The sequence below is a fragment of the Scopulibacillus cellulosilyticus genome (genome assembly GCF_042665295.1).
In the GTDB taxonomy this organism is placed as follows: Bacteria; Bacillota; Bacilli; order Bacillales; family Sporolactobacillaceae; genus Scopulibacillus_A; species Scopulibacillus_A cellulosilyticus.
In genome coordinates this window covers 286,391-302,202 of sequence record NZ_JBHTCO010000005.1, presented here as the reverse complement: position 1 = coordinate 302,202, position 15,812 = coordinate 286,391, and the positions used below count along the sequence as shown (strand labels likewise).

The 15,812-nt window shown below is 41.0% G+C and carries 13 protein-coding genes; 12 read left to right on the top strand and 1 reads right to left on the bottom strand.

Features of this window, described 5'->3' with window-relative positions:
- The first annotated feature begins 178 nt into the window (after positions 1-178).
- The 8 genes from ACFQRG_RS07980 (at position 179) to ACFQRG_RS07945 (ending at position 8,574) form a co-directional block, all read left to right on the top strand.
- Positions 179-1,906: an ABC transporter ATP-binding protein gene (locus tag ACFQRG_RS07980; protein ID WP_380965333.1), complete on the top strand. Its 1,728-nt coding sequence runs from the start codon at positions 179-181 to the stop codon at positions 1,904-1,906.
- Positions 1,903-3,780, top strand: coding sequence for an ABC transporter ATP-binding protein (locus ACFQRG_RS07975; RefSeq protein ID WP_380965332.1), 1,878 nt, complete (start codon positions 1,903-1,905; stop codon positions 3,778-3,780). Before ACFQRG_RS07980 ends, ACFQRG_RS07975 begins: the two co-directional genes overlap by 4 nt.
- Positions 3,781-3,981: 201 nt before the next feature.
- A complete protein-coding gene (locus tag ACFQRG_RS07970; protein WP_380965330.1) occupies positions 3,982-4,746 on the top strand; it encodes an IclR family transcriptional regulator in 765 nt (254 codons plus the stop codon).
- Positions 4,747-4,787: 41 nt separating this feature from the next.
- Entirely contained in the window at positions 4,788-6,011 is a 1,224-nt protein-coding gene (locus ACFQRG_RS07965) for an MFS transporter (RefSeq protein WP_380965328.1), read from the top strand.
- 432 nt (positions 6,012-6,443) lie between these two features.
- Complete coding sequence (locus ACFQRG_RS21960; RefSeq protein WP_465270220.1) at positions 6,444-6,677, top strand: hypothetical protein; 234 nt, start codon at positions 6,444-6,446, stop codon at positions 6,675-6,677.
- Positions 6,674-6,838, top strand: coding sequence for a Fur-regulated basic protein FbpA (locus ACFQRG_RS07955; RefSeq protein ID WP_380965326.1), 165 nt, complete (start codon positions 6,674-6,676; stop codon positions 6,836-6,838). The genes ACFQRG_RS21960 and ACFQRG_RS07955 overlap by 4 nt, the downstream gene beginning before the upstream one ends.
- Positions 6,839-7,055: 217 nt before the next feature.
- Positions 7,056-7,811, top strand: coding sequence for a 2,3-diphosphoglycerate-dependent phosphoglycerate mutase (gene gpmA, locus ACFQRG_RS07950; RefSeq protein ID WP_380965325.1), 756 nt, complete (start codon positions 7,056-7,058; stop codon positions 7,809-7,811).
- Positions 7,812-7,929: 118 nt separating this feature from the next.
- Complete coding sequence (locus ACFQRG_RS07945) at positions 7,930-8,574, top strand: SDR family oxidoreductase (RefSeq protein WP_380965324.1); 645 nt, start codon at positions 7,930-7,932, stop codon at positions 8,572-8,574.
- A 132-nt stretch (positions 8,575-8,706) separates the two neighbouring features.
- Here the strand turns inward: ACFQRG_RS07945 and ACFQRG_RS07940 are convergent, their stop codons facing one another.
- Positions 8,707-10,401: an L-lactate permease gene (locus ACFQRG_RS07940; RefSeq protein ID WP_380965323.1), complete on the bottom strand. Its 1,695-nt coding sequence runs from the start codon at positions 10,399-10,401 to the stop codon at positions 8,707-8,709.
- A 390-nt stretch (positions 10,402-10,791) separates the two neighbouring features.
- Between ACFQRG_RS07940 and ACFQRG_RS07935 the strand changes: the two genes are divergently transcribed.
- The 4 genes from ACFQRG_RS07935 to ACFQRG_RS07920 are packed head-to-tail and all read left to right on the top strand — an operon-like array spanning position 10,792 to position 15,738.
- Entirely contained in the window at positions 10,792-11,532 is a 741-nt protein-coding gene (locus tag ACFQRG_RS07935; protein ID WP_380965391.1) for a FadR/GntR family transcriptional regulator, read from the top strand.
- A gap of 37 nt (positions 11,533-11,569) precedes the next feature.
- Complete coding sequence (locus ACFQRG_RS07930) at positions 11,570-12,886, top strand: FAD-binding oxidoreductase (protein WP_380965322.1); 1,317 nt, start codon at positions 11,570-11,572, stop codon at positions 12,884-12,886.
- Position 12,887: 1 nt separating this feature from the next.
- Positions 12,888-14,291: a (Fe-S)-binding protein gene (locus ACFQRG_RS07925; RefSeq protein ID WP_380965321.1), complete on the top strand. Its 1,404-nt coding sequence runs from the start codon at positions 12,888-12,890 to the stop codon at positions 14,289-14,291.
- The gene (locus ACFQRG_RS07920) at positions 14,284-15,738 is read left to right on the top strand and encodes an FAD-linked oxidase C-terminal domain-containing protein (protein WP_380965320.1); all 1,455 of its coding nucleotides are present in this window, start codon (positions 14,284-14,286) and stop codon (positions 15,736-15,738) included. Before ACFQRG_RS07925 ends, ACFQRG_RS07920 begins: the two co-directional genes overlap by 8 nt.
- Positions 15,739-15,812 lie beyond the last annotated feature (74 nt).

Genomic DNA, 15,812 nt, shown 5'->3' with positions numbered 1-15,812 from the left:
ATACAATTAAGGTTCTTAATAGATTACATATTAAATTATTAAGTAACCTACTCTTTTAATGGATTATTAGCATCCTTAAGTAAAGAACAAACCCTTCAGGTATGGCTGCGTTTTTTAAGTTATACTTATATTAATGTAACGATATTAACCATTCACTATGGAGTGGAGATGATCATGCATGATAAGACTTTTTAGGTTTTTAAAACCTTTTCGTATTTCTATCAGTATTGTTTTAGTGCTTACCTTTATGCAATCCCTTGCTAATCTATATTTGCCGACTTTGATGTCAGACATTGTAGACACAGGGATTGTGAAGAAAAATATCCCTTATATATTAAAAATTGGCGGGTTCATGCTGCTGGTTGCTGCCGGGGGGATGGTTGTTTCGATTGCAGCAAGCTATTTTTCCTCCAAAGTCTCAGTAGGCTTCGGAAAAATATTGCGTCAAAAGGTTTTCACGCATGTTGAAAATTTTTCACTTCAAGAGTTTGATAAAATCGGTACAGCATCGCTTATTACAAGGACGACAAATGATATTACACAAGTACAGCAAGTATTAACAGTAATGATGAGAATGATGATCAGTGCACCGCTCATGTGTATCGGCGGGATAATTATGGCTGTTTCTAAAGATGCAAAGCTGTCATTGGTCATCGTTGTTGCAATGCCGATCCTTGCTATTGCGATATTGGCAATCATGAAGAAAGGCATGCCCTTATTTAAAGCCATGCAAGTTAAATTGGATAAATTAAACCGCGTACTGCGTGAAGGGCTTACAGGCAATCGGGTCATTCGTTCTTTTAATCGTACTGATCATGAAAAACGGCGCTTTAACGAAGCGAATCTGGATTTGACAAGTACAGCAGTCAAGGTTAATAGAATTATGGCCACGTTAATGCCGCTGATGATGCTCGTTCTTAACTTTTCCTCAATCGCTATTATTTGGTTTGGCGGGCTCCGTATTAATCATGGACATATGCAAGTCGGTGATTTAATGGCATTTCTCCAATATGCTATGCAAATCATGTTTGCCCTTATAATGGCTTCTATCATGTTCGTTATGATTCCCAGAGCGTCCGCTTCAGCGGTTAGGATTAACGAAGTATTAAATACATCGTCTGATATTAAGGATGCAATACAGGTTAAGGACGCTGATACGAAAAAAGGCTACGTTGAATTTCAGAATGTAACCTTTAGTTATCCCGGCGCTGAACAGCCTGCACTGTCAAACATTTCGTTTAGCGCGAAACCAGGTGAAGTAACAGCCATTATTGGCGGTACGGGTTCAGGAAAATCAACGCTTATTAATCTCATTCCTCGATTCTATGATGTTGACAGCGGCAGTATTTTAGTAGACGGGGTGGATATAAGAGAAATGTCCCAAAAAAATCTTAGAGAAAAAATTGGTCTGGTACCGCAAAAAGCAGTGCTTTTTTCAGGGACGATTACGGATAATATTCGTTATGGAAAAGAAGATGCAACAGATGATGAGGTGCAGCATGCCGCTGACATTGCCCAAGCAACTGAATTTATTAAACATATGAAAGACGGCTTTGATTCGGTAATTTCGCAGGGCGGTACTAATGTATCCGGCGGGCAAAAACAGCGCCTTTCGATTGCCCGTGCGCTTGTAAAAAGACCGGAAATATATGCTTTTGATGACAGCTTCTCGGCCCTTGATTTCAAAACAGATGCCAAATTGCGTTCGGCATTGAAAGAGGAAACGGTTAATGCTACGGTACTGATTGTTGCTCAAAGGGTTAGTACAGTCATGGATGCTGACAGGATTATAGTATTACATGAAGGAGAAATTGCCGGAATCGGTCATCATCAAGAGCTGATAGAAACTTGCAAAGTTTATAAAGAAATTGTTTCCTCACAGCTTTCAGAGGAGGAAATCGCATGAGTAATCAACAAAGAAATCAAATGCCGATCGGCGGACGGGGAAGAGGGCACGGACCCGGACGCTTTATGCCAGTACAAAAAGCAAAAGATTTTAAAGGGACGCTAAAACGATTTATTGGTTATTTTAAGCCGCATAAATATCAAGTGCTTATAGTGTTCCTAACAGCTGTTCTTAGTACTTTTTTCTGTATACTTGGACCGAAAATTATGGGGAAGGCTACAACGAAACTATTTGAGGGTATCATGATGAAAATCAAAGGCGTGCCGGGCGCTAAAATTGATTTTCATTACATATTGGATATCCTTTTGATATTAGCTTGTTTATATATATTAAGTGCCTTGTTCAGTTATTTTCAGCAATATATTATGGCAGGTGTTGCCCAGAAAATTGTTTATGATCTTCGCAACCGGGTGAATGATAAGCTTTCGCGCTTGCCGCTTAAATTTTTTGATTCGAAAACTCACGGTGAGATTTTAAGCAGAGTTGTAAACGACGTAGATAATATCAGTAATACTTTACAACAGAGTTTGACGCAGCTGATGACATCCGTCATTACTTTCATTGGCATTATTGTGATGATGCTGACGATCAGTCCCTTAATGACATTGATCGTTTTTATAACCTTGCCGCTTAGCTTTCTCGCTACTAAAGCAATTGCTAAAAGGTCGCAATCCTATTTCATGGGACAGCAAAAAGCGCTTGGCGAACTTAACGGTCATGTAGAGGAAATGTATGGAGGCCATACAGTTGTAAAAGCATTCGGTAAAGAAGAACAATCGGTTGCCAAGTTCAATGATATTAATGAAAAGCTTTATCACTCGGGTTGGAAGGCGCAGTTTATTTCCGGTATTATTATGCCGATTATGAGCTTTATCACTAACATTGGATATGTACTCGTTTGTGTCGTTGGCGGTATCCTCGTCACAAAAAATGCTATTAAAATCGGGGACATTCAAGCGTTTATTCAATATGCGAGACAGTTTGCCCAACCGATAACACAAATAGCAAATATCGCCAATATTATTCAATCAACAATTGCCTCAGCCGAGCGTGTCTTTGAAGTGCTTGATGAAGAGGAAGAAGTCCCTGAAGCAACAGATGCTAAAGTTATTCAGTCTCCTCAAGGCCATGTTCAATTTAAGAATGTCAAATTCGGCTATAAAGAAGATGAAATTCTTATCGAAGATATGAATATTGATGTCAAACAGGGCCAAACAATCGCTATTGTAGGACCAACGGGGGCCGGTAAGACAACTCTAGTAAACTTATTAATGCGATTCTATGAAATTAACAGCGGGAAAATTACCATTGATGGCATTGACATTACACAATTAAAACGAGGCAATCTGCACAGCCTGTTTGGTATGGTGCTTCAAGATACATGGTTATTTAACGGAACAATACGGGACAATATTGCCTACGGACGTGAAAAAGCAACAGAAGAAGAAATTATCGAAGCGGCAACTGCCGCACATGCGGATCATTTTATCAGAACGCTTCCTGACGGTTATGATACGGTCTTGAATGAAGATGGATCGAATATTTCCCAAGGTCAAAAACAGCTTTTGACCATTGCCCGCGCCATCCTGGCCGACCCAGCCATCCTTATTCTTGATGAAGCAACAAGCAGTGTTGATACAAGGACGGAAGTGTATATTCAAAAGGCGATGAACGAACTCATGAAAGGAAGAACGAGCTTTGTCATTGCCCACAGACTGTCGACTATTCGGGACGCTGACCTTATCCTAGTAATGAATAATGGCAGCGTGATAGAGAAAGGAAACCATGAGGAGCTGCTCGCAAAAGACGGTTTTTATGCCGATCTTTATAACAGTCAGTTTACTGGGAGAAGTACAAGCAAAGAAATTATATAGATTAAAAGATTAAAAAAACGCACCCAAAGCCTGTATTTTACATACATGGCCAGGGTGCGTTTTTGTATTTAACTATTTGCTTTTCCCTTTTATAGGGAATTTTCAAGAAAGGGTTTTCTTTATTTGACACTGATAAGTCCCTCTCATATAATGAAAATCGGTTTTTAAAAGTCCCTTAATATGATTAGGGTGGTGGTTGCCTTGACAAATGAAGTTGGTACCTTGAAAAAAGGATTAGATATTTTTCGGTTGTTGCTGGAACGGCCCGGCATTACAGTTCAAGAGATTATGGAAACACTTGGTTTCAATAAAAGTACGACTTATCGTTTAGTAAACACATTGGAACAAAACAATTTCATTATACGAAATGATCAAAATCGTTATCAAGTTTCCAGTGAGCTTGTGTTAACTGTCTTGCAACAAAATCAGGCGCCATTTCATTTTGATTGGAATTGGGGTGCAGTACCTGCCATGCAGGAACTGTGCGAAAAGACGAATGAGACTATCTATATAGGTATTATTCACGGTTTACAAGTTGTTACAACGCAAGTGGTGAGCGGGCATTATTCAACACGCACACACTCGGAAATTGGAAACAAAAGCGATATCCATACGAGTGCAATAGGAAAATGTATTCTTGCTTATCAAACCGAAGACGTTCAAAAAAGAATCGTCAAGGCTTTAGACTATAAAAAATATACCGAGAACACAATTACGGATCGCTTCCGGTTTGAGAAGGAGCTTCATCATATAAGAGAAATGAGCTATGCCATAGATGATGAAGAAGGAGAACCCGGGAACCGTTGTATAGCTGCCCCTATTTGGAAAAACGGCAAAGTCGTTGCAGCTATCGCACTTTCAGGCCCTTCGGTTCGCGTCTCGAAGCAGAAGGATGACACCTATGGTCAATTAGTTAAGCAATGTGCAGGTAAAATTTCTTCGGCAATAGCTAGAAATGATAGTTAACATTTTTTTACTTAATCAAAATTGGGAAGGAGTTGTAAAAAATGAGTACACAAACAAAGCAAAATAATATAGCAGCCAGTCCTAAAAAACGGACACAAGGATTTCCGATTGCTCTAGCAGCATTAACAATAGGAGCATTTGCCATCGGTATGACCGAATTTGTCATTATGGGTCTTCTCCCTAATGTTGCCGGTGATCTGCATGTTTCAATCTCTAAAGCCGGTCAACTCATTACCGGTTATGCTCTTGGCGTAGCTGTAGGCGGACCTGTTCTAACCGCGCTAACCTATCGTACGCCGCGCAAAGCGCTTCTTTGTATTTTAATGGCTATATTTATTGTTGGTAACGCGCTTGCTGCGGTTTCAACAAATTATACATTCTTAATGATCGCCCGTATTGTGGCAGCATTTGCTCACGGTACATTTTTCGGTGTAGGCTCTATTATCGCTTCAAGTCTGGTGCGTCCGGAAAAACGGGCAAGTGCTGTCGCGATTATGTTTACAGGTCTGACACTTGCTAACATCCTTGGGGTTCCGTTCGGCACATTTATAGGCCAGCAATTCGGCTGGAGGGTAAGCTTTTGGATCATCACCTTTTTAGGATTGATCGCTTTTATAGGTATTATGATGTTAGTGCCGCGTGTCCAAACAAATAATCAGCAAAGTCTTCGTAAAGAGATCAATATTTTCCGGCATCCGCAGGTTTCAATTGCATTGTTAATGACCATATTCGGATTTGGCGGTGTATTTACAGCATTTACTTATATTACACCTATACTTGAGAGAATTACAGGATTTGCAGAACATAGCGTTACAATAATCCTTGTATTGTTTGGTGTTGGGGTGACAATTGGAAATATTCTCGGCGGGAAGCTGGCAGATTGGCGTTTAATGCCAAGTTTAATCGTTAATCTTACACTATTAGCAATTATCTTAGCTGTGTTTTCCATAACTGATGGACATAAAATTTTAGCAGTTGCAACGATCTTTATATGGGGAATCGCCGCTTTTGGGATCGTCCCTTCATTACAAGTACGGATTATGAACGTAGCCAAAGATGCTCCGACGATAGCTTCAACATCCAACCAATCAGCGTTCAATTTAGGAAACGCCGGCGGTGCATTTCTTGGCGGGTTCGCCGTTGATCATACAGGTCTGCATACCGTTCCATGGATAGCGTCTCTTGTAACAATAATTGGGTTAATTATAACGGTAGTTAGTTATGTGATTGATCGTCGCAGGGCTAAAGTTTTAAAAGATAAATAGAAATAGCACATCATAGAGAACGTATAAGATAATTAAGCCAATCTCCTTTGGTGCTAGGGGATTGGCTTATATTTCCAACAAAGAAATTACACTTTTAATGGGTATCTAAAGTTTTAAAATTCCAACAAAAACATCCAAAATGTCCGTGCAGCCATATTTAAGTACCGTTCTCCTAAATGAAGGTAAGTAAAAATCCAGACTTTCTTTAGTTTAAGGGGGTCTGGATTTTTTATTTCTAAAAAGATTTAACGTTGAAGGAAGTCATTAGTTAGCTTCTATTTCAAATTTAATCAAGATGATGTTATAAAAGCTGACATTAAATAACATAAATTAAAAAGCATGTCAGTTTTTATAACAAGAATACTGAAATCCTATTTAGAATTTCTTAAACTGAAAAGGAAAATAAATGACAGGGTTAGGAGGGAAGGATCATTGAAATGGCAATGGTTAAGTCAACTTTTAATCCTTTTCGGGTTTTTTAGTGATTGGAAACGGTCTGGCATATTTGTTTCATTTGCCAATCCCCGGAAGTTTCATTGGGATGCTGATATTATTTCTTTTACTGCTTTGCCGGGTTATCAAGCTGGATTGGGTGGGACGGGGTTACGTTCTTTTTGTAAAAGAGTCTGTTCTTGTGAAGGTATAAAGAGGGGGGAAGTAGGGTGAACAATCAATTACGTGAGGCCATTGAAGCAAAAAAACAGTACTACATTGAAAAATTGCTCGATGCCGGAATTTATAAGGTATCGAATAGACAGTTATATCGTCTTACCTTAAGTGAACTTGAAAGAATTTTTCAGATAACCGCACGGCAAAGTCACGGTTAATAATTTTAGATTTCTGCATGATATAGCGGCTGATTACTGGTTTTCCGTACTATAAAGGAAAACCAGTTTGATTTTTACATAGTTTTCGTTTCTTGCTGATGTTTATAAATCGTAATCAAGTGGTATGTTCTGAATAGACGGGATGTAAAAACAAAGAATAAGTACCAGTTTAAAATATTACAATTAAATGTGTGTTCTTTTGTTGAAAGGAGTCATTATGATAAAACTTGTACTCGTTCGTCATGGACAAAGCCTGTATAATCTAGAAAATAAATTTACTGGATGGACAGATGTTGATCTTTCGGAAAAAGGACTGAAAGAAGCAAGGGATGCGGGGTGTATCTTAAAGAAACATGGCTACATCTTTGATGCGGCCTACACGTCTGTTCTCAAGAGAGCTATCCGAACGTTATGGATTGTTCTTCATGAAATGGACCTTATGTGGGTTCCGGTATATAAGTCATGGCGATTAAATGAAAGGCATTACGGTGCACTGCAGGGATTAAATAAAGCTGAGACTGCTAAAAAATATGGCGATGAACAGGTACATTTATGGAGAAGATCAATGAATGTCAGACCTCCCGAGTTGCATAAAAACGATCCAAGATATGAAGCAACGGACCCTAAATATAAAGATTTAAAGGAACAAGAGTTTCCTCTAACTGAAAATCTTGCAGATACTGAAAAAAGGGTCTTAAAATACTGGCATGAGACGATAGCACCGGCAATCCAATCAGGTCAGAAGGTTATTATATCTTCTCATGGAAATACGATAAGATCGCTTATAAGATCGCTCGTACAATACCTGGATAATATTCCGGCTGATGGCATTATGAGCTTGAACATTCCAACGGGTGTACCGCTTGTTTATGAATTAGATGAACATCTAAAACCGATGAGGCATTATTATTTGGGAAACGATGGTGAAATTCCTAAGGATGAGATTCCAAAACATATGCCAAGTAAAAAATAAAACAAATTAATGAAATACACTTTTGAATTTCAGCCAAGCAGAATTGTTGAATAACTTTATAATGTTTTTGATACTTAAGAAGATAGTGATCATTCTATGAAAAGGGAGAGTCGATGAAATGAAGATCTTTGTCGTAGGTGCAAACGGACAAATTGGCCGTCAGCTGACAGAACTTCTGGCAAATAGCAGTGAACATACTGTTAGGGGTATGGTAAGAAAACCGGAACAAACAGAGAATCTTGAGAAGATAGGAGCCGAAACTAAGGTTGCTAATCTGGAAGGAACGGTGTCTGAAATTGTAGAAGCGGCCAAAGGATGCGATGCGGTGATCTTTACAGCCGGATCAGGCGGTAAAACAGGGTATGATAAAACATTGCTTATCGACCTTGATGGTGCGGCAAAAACGATTGAAGCAGCTAAACAAGCTGGCATCAAACGCTTTATAATGGTAAGCGCCCTTCAAGCGAACAACCGCGAAAATTGGAACGAACAAATTAAGCCATACTATGTTGCCAAGCACTATGCAGATAAAATCCTCGAGGCAAGCGGCTTAACATATACGATTGTTCGACCCGGAGGATTATTAAATGAACCGGGGACAGGAAAGGTTACAGCAAAAGAAAATCTAACGAGAAGTTCTATTCCCCGCGAAGATGTAGCGAATACTTTATTGGCAGCTATTACTGAGGAAAATACGTTTAACCGTTCCTTTGATCTTGTTTCCGGAAGCACGCCAATTCCTGAAGCATTAAAATCCTTATAAAGGTGGAATTACCATCACAGGTCTGTCGTGATTAATTAGCTAAATTAACTTGAAAAAGCCCGAGTTTATCTCGGGCTTTCCTTATGAACCGCACCAGTCTTATCCGCATTAAAATTAAGAATGGAGAGCAGGTTACGGAATAATCCAGCTGATCACGTAAGCTTCCAGAACAGTGATGACACTTACGATAAGAACAAATAACAAACTGTGTTTCATTGTAAAACGGAACAAACTTCCTTCTTTTCCTACTTGCCCGGTGGCTGCAGTGGCAACAGCGATCGATTGCGGGGAAATCATTTTTCCTGTGACACCCCCGCTGGAATTAGCCGCTACAAGCAATGTCGGATCGACACCGATTTGCTGACCGGTAATCCTTTGTAAATTACCAAAAAGGGCATTTGACGAGGTGTCTGAACCGGTAAGGAACACACCGGTCCATCCAAGCAATGGTGCGAAGAATGGGAATAAAACCCCTGTTGAGGCAAACGCAAGCCCGAGCGTTGCACTCATGCCGGAATAGTTGCAAATGTAAGCTAATCCCAAGACAGAAGCAATCATAATCAGCGGATGACGTAATTCCTTCAGCGTTTCAATAAATGTCTGACACCAGATTTTCCATGGCATTGAATATATAAATTTCGTAACAAATGCAGTGATCAAAATGGCCGTTCCTGCTGCACCTAAGATATCCCATTTATAGGAGGCGGCATACGGTGTTAAGTGATCGACGATAGGCTGCGCCTTAAATATAGCATTATTCAATCCGGGAATGGGGAATTCAACAGTAGCATAGCTTAATAATTTTTTTACAGAATTAAACCCTCCCCAAAGTCCGATTATCACGATTAATAAAAGAAATGGTGACCAGGCCTTGAAGATTTGCACTCCGCTGTGTTTTTTGTTTTTAAGAAGTGCTGCAGCTTGTTCTGTTGTTCCCAAGCCGCTCCCGGCGTAAGCTGTTTTATTTGGAGTTTTGTTCTCGGGAGGTTCTTCATTTTTGAAACGAAAGATGGATTTTGGACGCCAAATTTTTAGAAAAAGGGCGAGTGCGACAAGACTGACAATAGATGAAGCGATATCCGGCAGCTCGGGACCCAGGTAGTTGGAAGTTAAAAATTGAGTGACGGCAAAGGAAAGCCCGCAAACCAATATTGCCGGTAAAACTTCGATTGTTTTCTTCCAACCGGCCATAATAAATATTAGCCAGAACGGAACAAAGGCGGACAATACAGGTAACTGTCTGCCGATCATTTGGCTTAAAATATCGGAATTAATTCCTGATACCTGAGCGGCGGCAATAATCGGACTGCCAATGGCACCAAAAGCTACAGGTGCCGTATTGGCAATTAAACAAAGTCCCGCCGCATAAAAAGGATTAAAGCCTATGCCCGCAAGCAAAGCGCCAGCAATGGCTACAGGTGTTCCAAACCCGGCAGCCCCTTCTAAGAATGCACCGAATGAAAAGGCGATTAATAACGCCTGCAGCCGGCGGTCTTCTGTCAGGCTGGCAATCGAGCTCCGCATCAATTCAAACTGTCCAGCTTTGACTGCTAACTTATAAAGAAATACAGCAGCAACAATAATCCATCCAATCGGCCATAAGCCATTTGCCGCACCCAGAACAGTTGATTCGATCGCCAGAGAGATTGGCATGCCATAAAAGATGACAGCGACTAATATAGCAATCAGAACTGTTAATAATCCAGCATAATGGCCTTTCATCTTTTTAATTGCAAGTGCCCAAAAGAAAAATAAAATCGGAATAAGTGCCACTATAAAAGACAAAACCATGTTTCCTGTTGGATTATAAACCTGTGTCCAGTTCATATGTACCTCCTAATTCTTTTAAGATTAGTGATATTTAAGTCACACTTTAACCTTTTATCGTTAAAAACGGAGATGCCAAGTCTCTTTAGAAATATTGACAGCGCTTTCATTATGAAGCCTATTATCGCCTGCATCTAGGGTAATTAATTGATGTTACCCTAAAAAGATTCCCCCTTTCTTATTTTTAGAAATTTTACCATTTTATTTTTTGAATTGCAACACAATTCTGTTTGTTGTTTAAAACCCGTTTCAAACCTGAAAAAGAATGGTCTTTTCAATGTATAGATTATAGTTCAATTTTAAAAATATTTATTAAAAAATTCTAAATTGTCAGTTGACGAATAAATATCCCGATGTTTTAATAGATTTAACTTATCAGATATCTGATAACTGAAAGAAATAAAGGAGGGGGCACATCTGTTTGAGGCGGAAAAACAAACAACAAAAAATGTTTCGGATCGCATTTCTGAACAAATCGAACAGTGGATTGAAAAAGGCCAAGTCAATCCCGGAGACAAACTTCCCTCTGTCCGGGAATTATGCGAGCTTTTTGGTGTTGGGCGTTCCGCTGTTCGTGATGCCTTAACAACATTGAAAGGCAAAGGGGTTCTGGATGTCAAGCAAGGTGAGGGTTCTTTTATTCGCAGATTTGACACCTCGCTTTTATTTGATGGCCTATTACTTCTAAATGAAAAGGATATTAGCCAGCTTTTTGGCGTCCGCAAGGTTTTAGAGACGGGCATTGCTGAAACCGCCGCTATTTACCATACACCGTATCATTTGCATGAGATGAAGGAAGCTCTCGATTATTTAAAAAATGAAGAAAACAACCAAGGATGGGAATCTGATTATCAATTCCATCTTGCCATTGTGAAAGCCACCCAAAACGACATCCTTGTACAATTAATGCAAACTGTCTCATCAAGCATTCAAAAGGCGATGATTGATTGCCATACGATTATTCAGTCGGACAACAGATTAAAGGAAACGATTCAGCGGCAACATATTGCTATTTACCAGGCAATTGAAAGCGGTCATACAGAAAAAGCGCGTAAGGAGATGTTTTACCATTTATCCTATGTTGAAGAATTATTGCAGCAAACTGTAACAGGGCGTCATCAAAACAAATAATGTTTGCTGCTCAATAAGAACAAGAGGAGGGGAGACATTGGTAATTTCCGATTTACGGACAATAGTGGAAGAAGACCAGTTAAAAGAGGGAGATTTTCCCCATCAATTAGGGAATAACGGGTTGTATCACGTTTTTCCAAGGTCTGAGAATGAGATAGCTGCTATTTTAAAATATGCAAATCAAAATGGAAAAAAAATTATACCTGTAAGCGGAGGGACAAAAAGGGGATTCGGCGGTACAACAGATAAAGCTGATATCTTGCTCTCATTGTCCCAATTCAAAGGGATACTTGAGCATACAACAGGTGACCTGACAATGACTGTACGCCCAGGAACAACAATAAAAGAAATGATGGATTATCTCGCAAATCGCGGGCAAATGATCCCTATTGACCCCGCCTGGCCGGAGCATGCGACAATCGGCGGCGTCATCTCGGCAAATGACAGCGGACCAAAGCGGCTGAAATATGGATCTGCAAGAGATTTTGTTATCGGTCTTCGCGTGGTTTACCCTGACGGAAGGGTGATTCGCACTGGCGGAAAGGTCGTAAAAAATGTGGCCGGTTACGATATGAACAAGCTGTTTGTGGGTTCGATGGGGACGCTTGGTGTAATTAGTGAAGTGACGCTCAAGCTCCGGCCATTGCCCAAATATAAAAGTTTAATAGTATTGACCTTTTCCGAAGAACAAATGAAAGAGATTCATCCTTTTATGGCATCCGTATTAAACTCTGTGATCGAACCTGTGACACTAGAATGCCTGACACCTGACCTAACCTATCAATTATTAGGTGAGAGGGCATATGCTCTTGCGGTGACATTTGAAGATCGGGAAAAAGCAGTCCGTTATCAAGAGAATTGGCTCAAAGCGAACATGCCTCAGAATTGGAATTGTCATATTTTCCGGCAAAAGGAAGCAAAAGATTGGTGGGGTACATTTTCCAGGATAGGCCCAAACGGTTCCTTGGAGAATGTCACAGATCAAGGAAATGTCAAAATAGCCTTAAAAGTCGGCAGCAAAAATAGTGATGTGTTTACGATTCTTGAATACTGCCACAGACTGGGTAAATCCGATGGGTTGGACGTAGAAGCTCATGGAGGGATGGGGCATGGTATTTCCCGTGTCTATTTAGAGGGTGATGATGAGACGCTGATCGCCTCTGTGGAAAAAATCCGTCAGTTTGTCGAACAAAAAAAGGGCTATGTAGTTGTTCAACATTCGCCGCTGAAATTAAGACAGAGATTAAATATCTGGGGCGAAAAACCAAATTACTTTTCTTTGCTGGAAGGCATTAAGCGTGCCATTGACCCTAACGGTGTGTTAAATCCTAATCGTTTTGTAGGAGGGTTATAAAATGGGTAATCATAAGATTAACGACGCACTGGCTGCTCCTGATATACCCCCTTGTCCATCGAAAAGTTTAAGTAACTTTCTTGAAGGAGTTGATCAGCCTGATGAAAATAAATGGGCGGATTGTGTCCATTGCGGCATGTGTCTTGAATCCTGTCCGACCTATTTAGAAACGGGGCATGAACATCAATCACCGCGAGGACGCGTCCATTTAATCAAGGCGGTATCAGAAGGTAAAATCGAACTTAATGAGCAGTTTATGGATCCTGTTTTCACCTGCCTTGATTGCCGCGCCTGTGAAACGGCTTGTCCTGCGAATGTTCAAGTCGGCGGATTAATTGAGGAAGCGCGGGGACAGGTTCGTAAAGCGATGCCTCTGAAGGGATGGAAGGGATCGATGCATAAAGTCTTCCTTCGCGGGATATTCCCGTATCCAAATCGCTTGCACACATTGGGCCGTTTGCTGCAATTTTTACAAAAAAGCGGTCTTGAGAGCTTTGCCAAAAAGACTGGGATGTTAAATATTCTTCCTCAACATTTACGTGACATGGAAGCCGTTATGCCAAAAGTTCAAAAGCCTGTTATGAAAAAATACCCTAAGGTCAATCCCGCCGAGGGACCAACAAAACAACGGGTTGCAATGTTAACCGGCTGTGTGATGGATGTCATGTTCAGTGATGTGAATGAAGCGACCCTTCGAGTGTTGACTCGGAATGGGTATGAGGTTACGGTCCCAAGAGAACAGCGATGTTGCGGGGCGCTTCATATCCATGCCGGGGATCGCGAAGAGGGAAGAAGACTTGCCAAGCAAAACATTGATGCATTCAAAGACTGCGAAAAAGTGATTGTCAATGCGGCAGGCTGCGGCTGCGCCTTACAAGAGTACCCTGAACTCTTCCGCGAAGATCCGGAATATAGAGAGAAAGCTGAAGCTTTTGCAAATAAAGTGGTTGATGTGTCAAAATTTTTGATCGACAGCGGCTACCGAAAACCAAAGGCTGAAGTGAATACAAGAGTGACCTATCACGATGCATGCCATTTAGCCCACGGACAAGGTGTCCGTTCAGAACCCCGGCAATTACTTCATGACATCCCAGGTGTCGAGATGGTTGATTTGCCGAATTCTGACCGCTGTTGCGGCAGCGCAGGTATCTATAATTTAACCAATCCGGAAATGGCGGGAGCAGTACTTGACAGAAAAATGGAAGATATCCCTGACAATATCGAGATGATTTCCATGGGGAATCCCGGCTGTATGCTGCAAATGGCAATAGGCGTATGCCGCCATGGCCGAAGTGAAAAGGTTGTCCATACCATCCAGCTGTTGGACTGGGCTTATGAGAAAGAAGAATCGCTTAAGAAAGATAAAATGGATATAGTTACAATAGGGAGGGAGACTGATGTTTAAAAAGAAGATCGCAGCAAAAGGGGATAAAACGATTCAGACGTTAATGAAAATCGTTGGTCCCGGTGCGGTGCTTCATCATAAAGAAGACTTAACCGCTTATGAATGCGATGGCTTCACCCTTCATAAAGGCATGCCTAAAGCAGTTGTCTTCCCAACGACGACGGAAGAGGTCTCCAAGATTGTGACCTTTCTTTATGAAGAGAACATTCCATTTATCGCACGGGGAGCTGGGACCGGTCTAAGCGGAGGCGCTATCCCAATGGGCGGTGAAGTGATTATCAGTCTTGTCAAAATGAAAAAGCTATTGCATGTTGATTTCGAAAATCGTCAAGCGGTTGTCCAACCAGGGTTTGTTAATTTGAAACTGACAAATTCAATTGCAGATAAGGGATATTATTATGCCCCGGATCCTTCCAGCCAGTATTGCTGTACAATCGGCGGTAATGTGGCTGAGAATGCGGGCGGTGCCCACTGCCTAAAATACGGTGTCACAACAAATCATATTCTAGGTCTTGAGGTTGTTCTCCCTAATGGAGAAGTGATCCAAATCGCTGATGAAGGGATCCCTGATGTACCCGGATATGATCTGATGGGGCTTTTGACAGGTTCCGAGGGGACAATGGGAATCGTGACAAAAATTACTGTACGTATTTTGAAAAACCCGGAAGATAAGAAAACCGTTCTCGCATATTTTGATAATATAGCAGACGCAAGTTTCGCTGTTTCTGATATTATTTCCGCCGGTATTGTTCCTGCGGCATTAGAAATGATGGACGAAACAGCGATCGAGGGCGTTGAAGCGGCAGCGTTTCCTGTCGGTCATCCTAAAGGTCTGAAGGCCCTTCTATTGATAGAGGTCGATGGTATTTCTTGCGGTATTGAAGATCAGATTAATGAGATCCTGGACGTGTGCCGAAAGAGGAATGTAAGGGAAGTTAAAGTGGCGGCTGATGAACAAGAGCGGGCAAGATGGTGGGCAAACAGAAAAACGGGGTTTGGGGCAATGGGTGCCATTTCCCCGGATTATTTGGTTCAAGACGGAGTTATCCCGCGAAGTAAATTGCCGGAAGTATTGGAAAGAATAAATCAAATTAGTAATGCCTACGATCTTCGGATTGCGAATATTTTTCATGCAGGTGACGGGAACCTGCATCCCCTGATTTTGTTTGATGCAAGAATTCCCGGGGAAACCGAACGGGCGTTAGAGGCAGGTTCACAATGTCTGAAGGCTTGTGCTGATGCCGGCGGTTCTATTACGGGCGAACATGGTGTCGGTATTGAGAAAAAGGAAGAAATGCGTTTTATTTTCACCGATGAGGAAATTAATGCCCAGACAGAAATTCGTGATGTTTTTAATCCGAATAATTTATTAAATCCCGGCAAATTATTTCCGTCTCCAGGACGCTGTGCGGAAATCAAACAAGAGCTGAAAAAAGTGACGACTTAAATGAAAGAAACCAATTTCTCAATAAAAAATACCCTATAGGTAGACTTTTTACGTGTCTACTCTACAGGGTACAT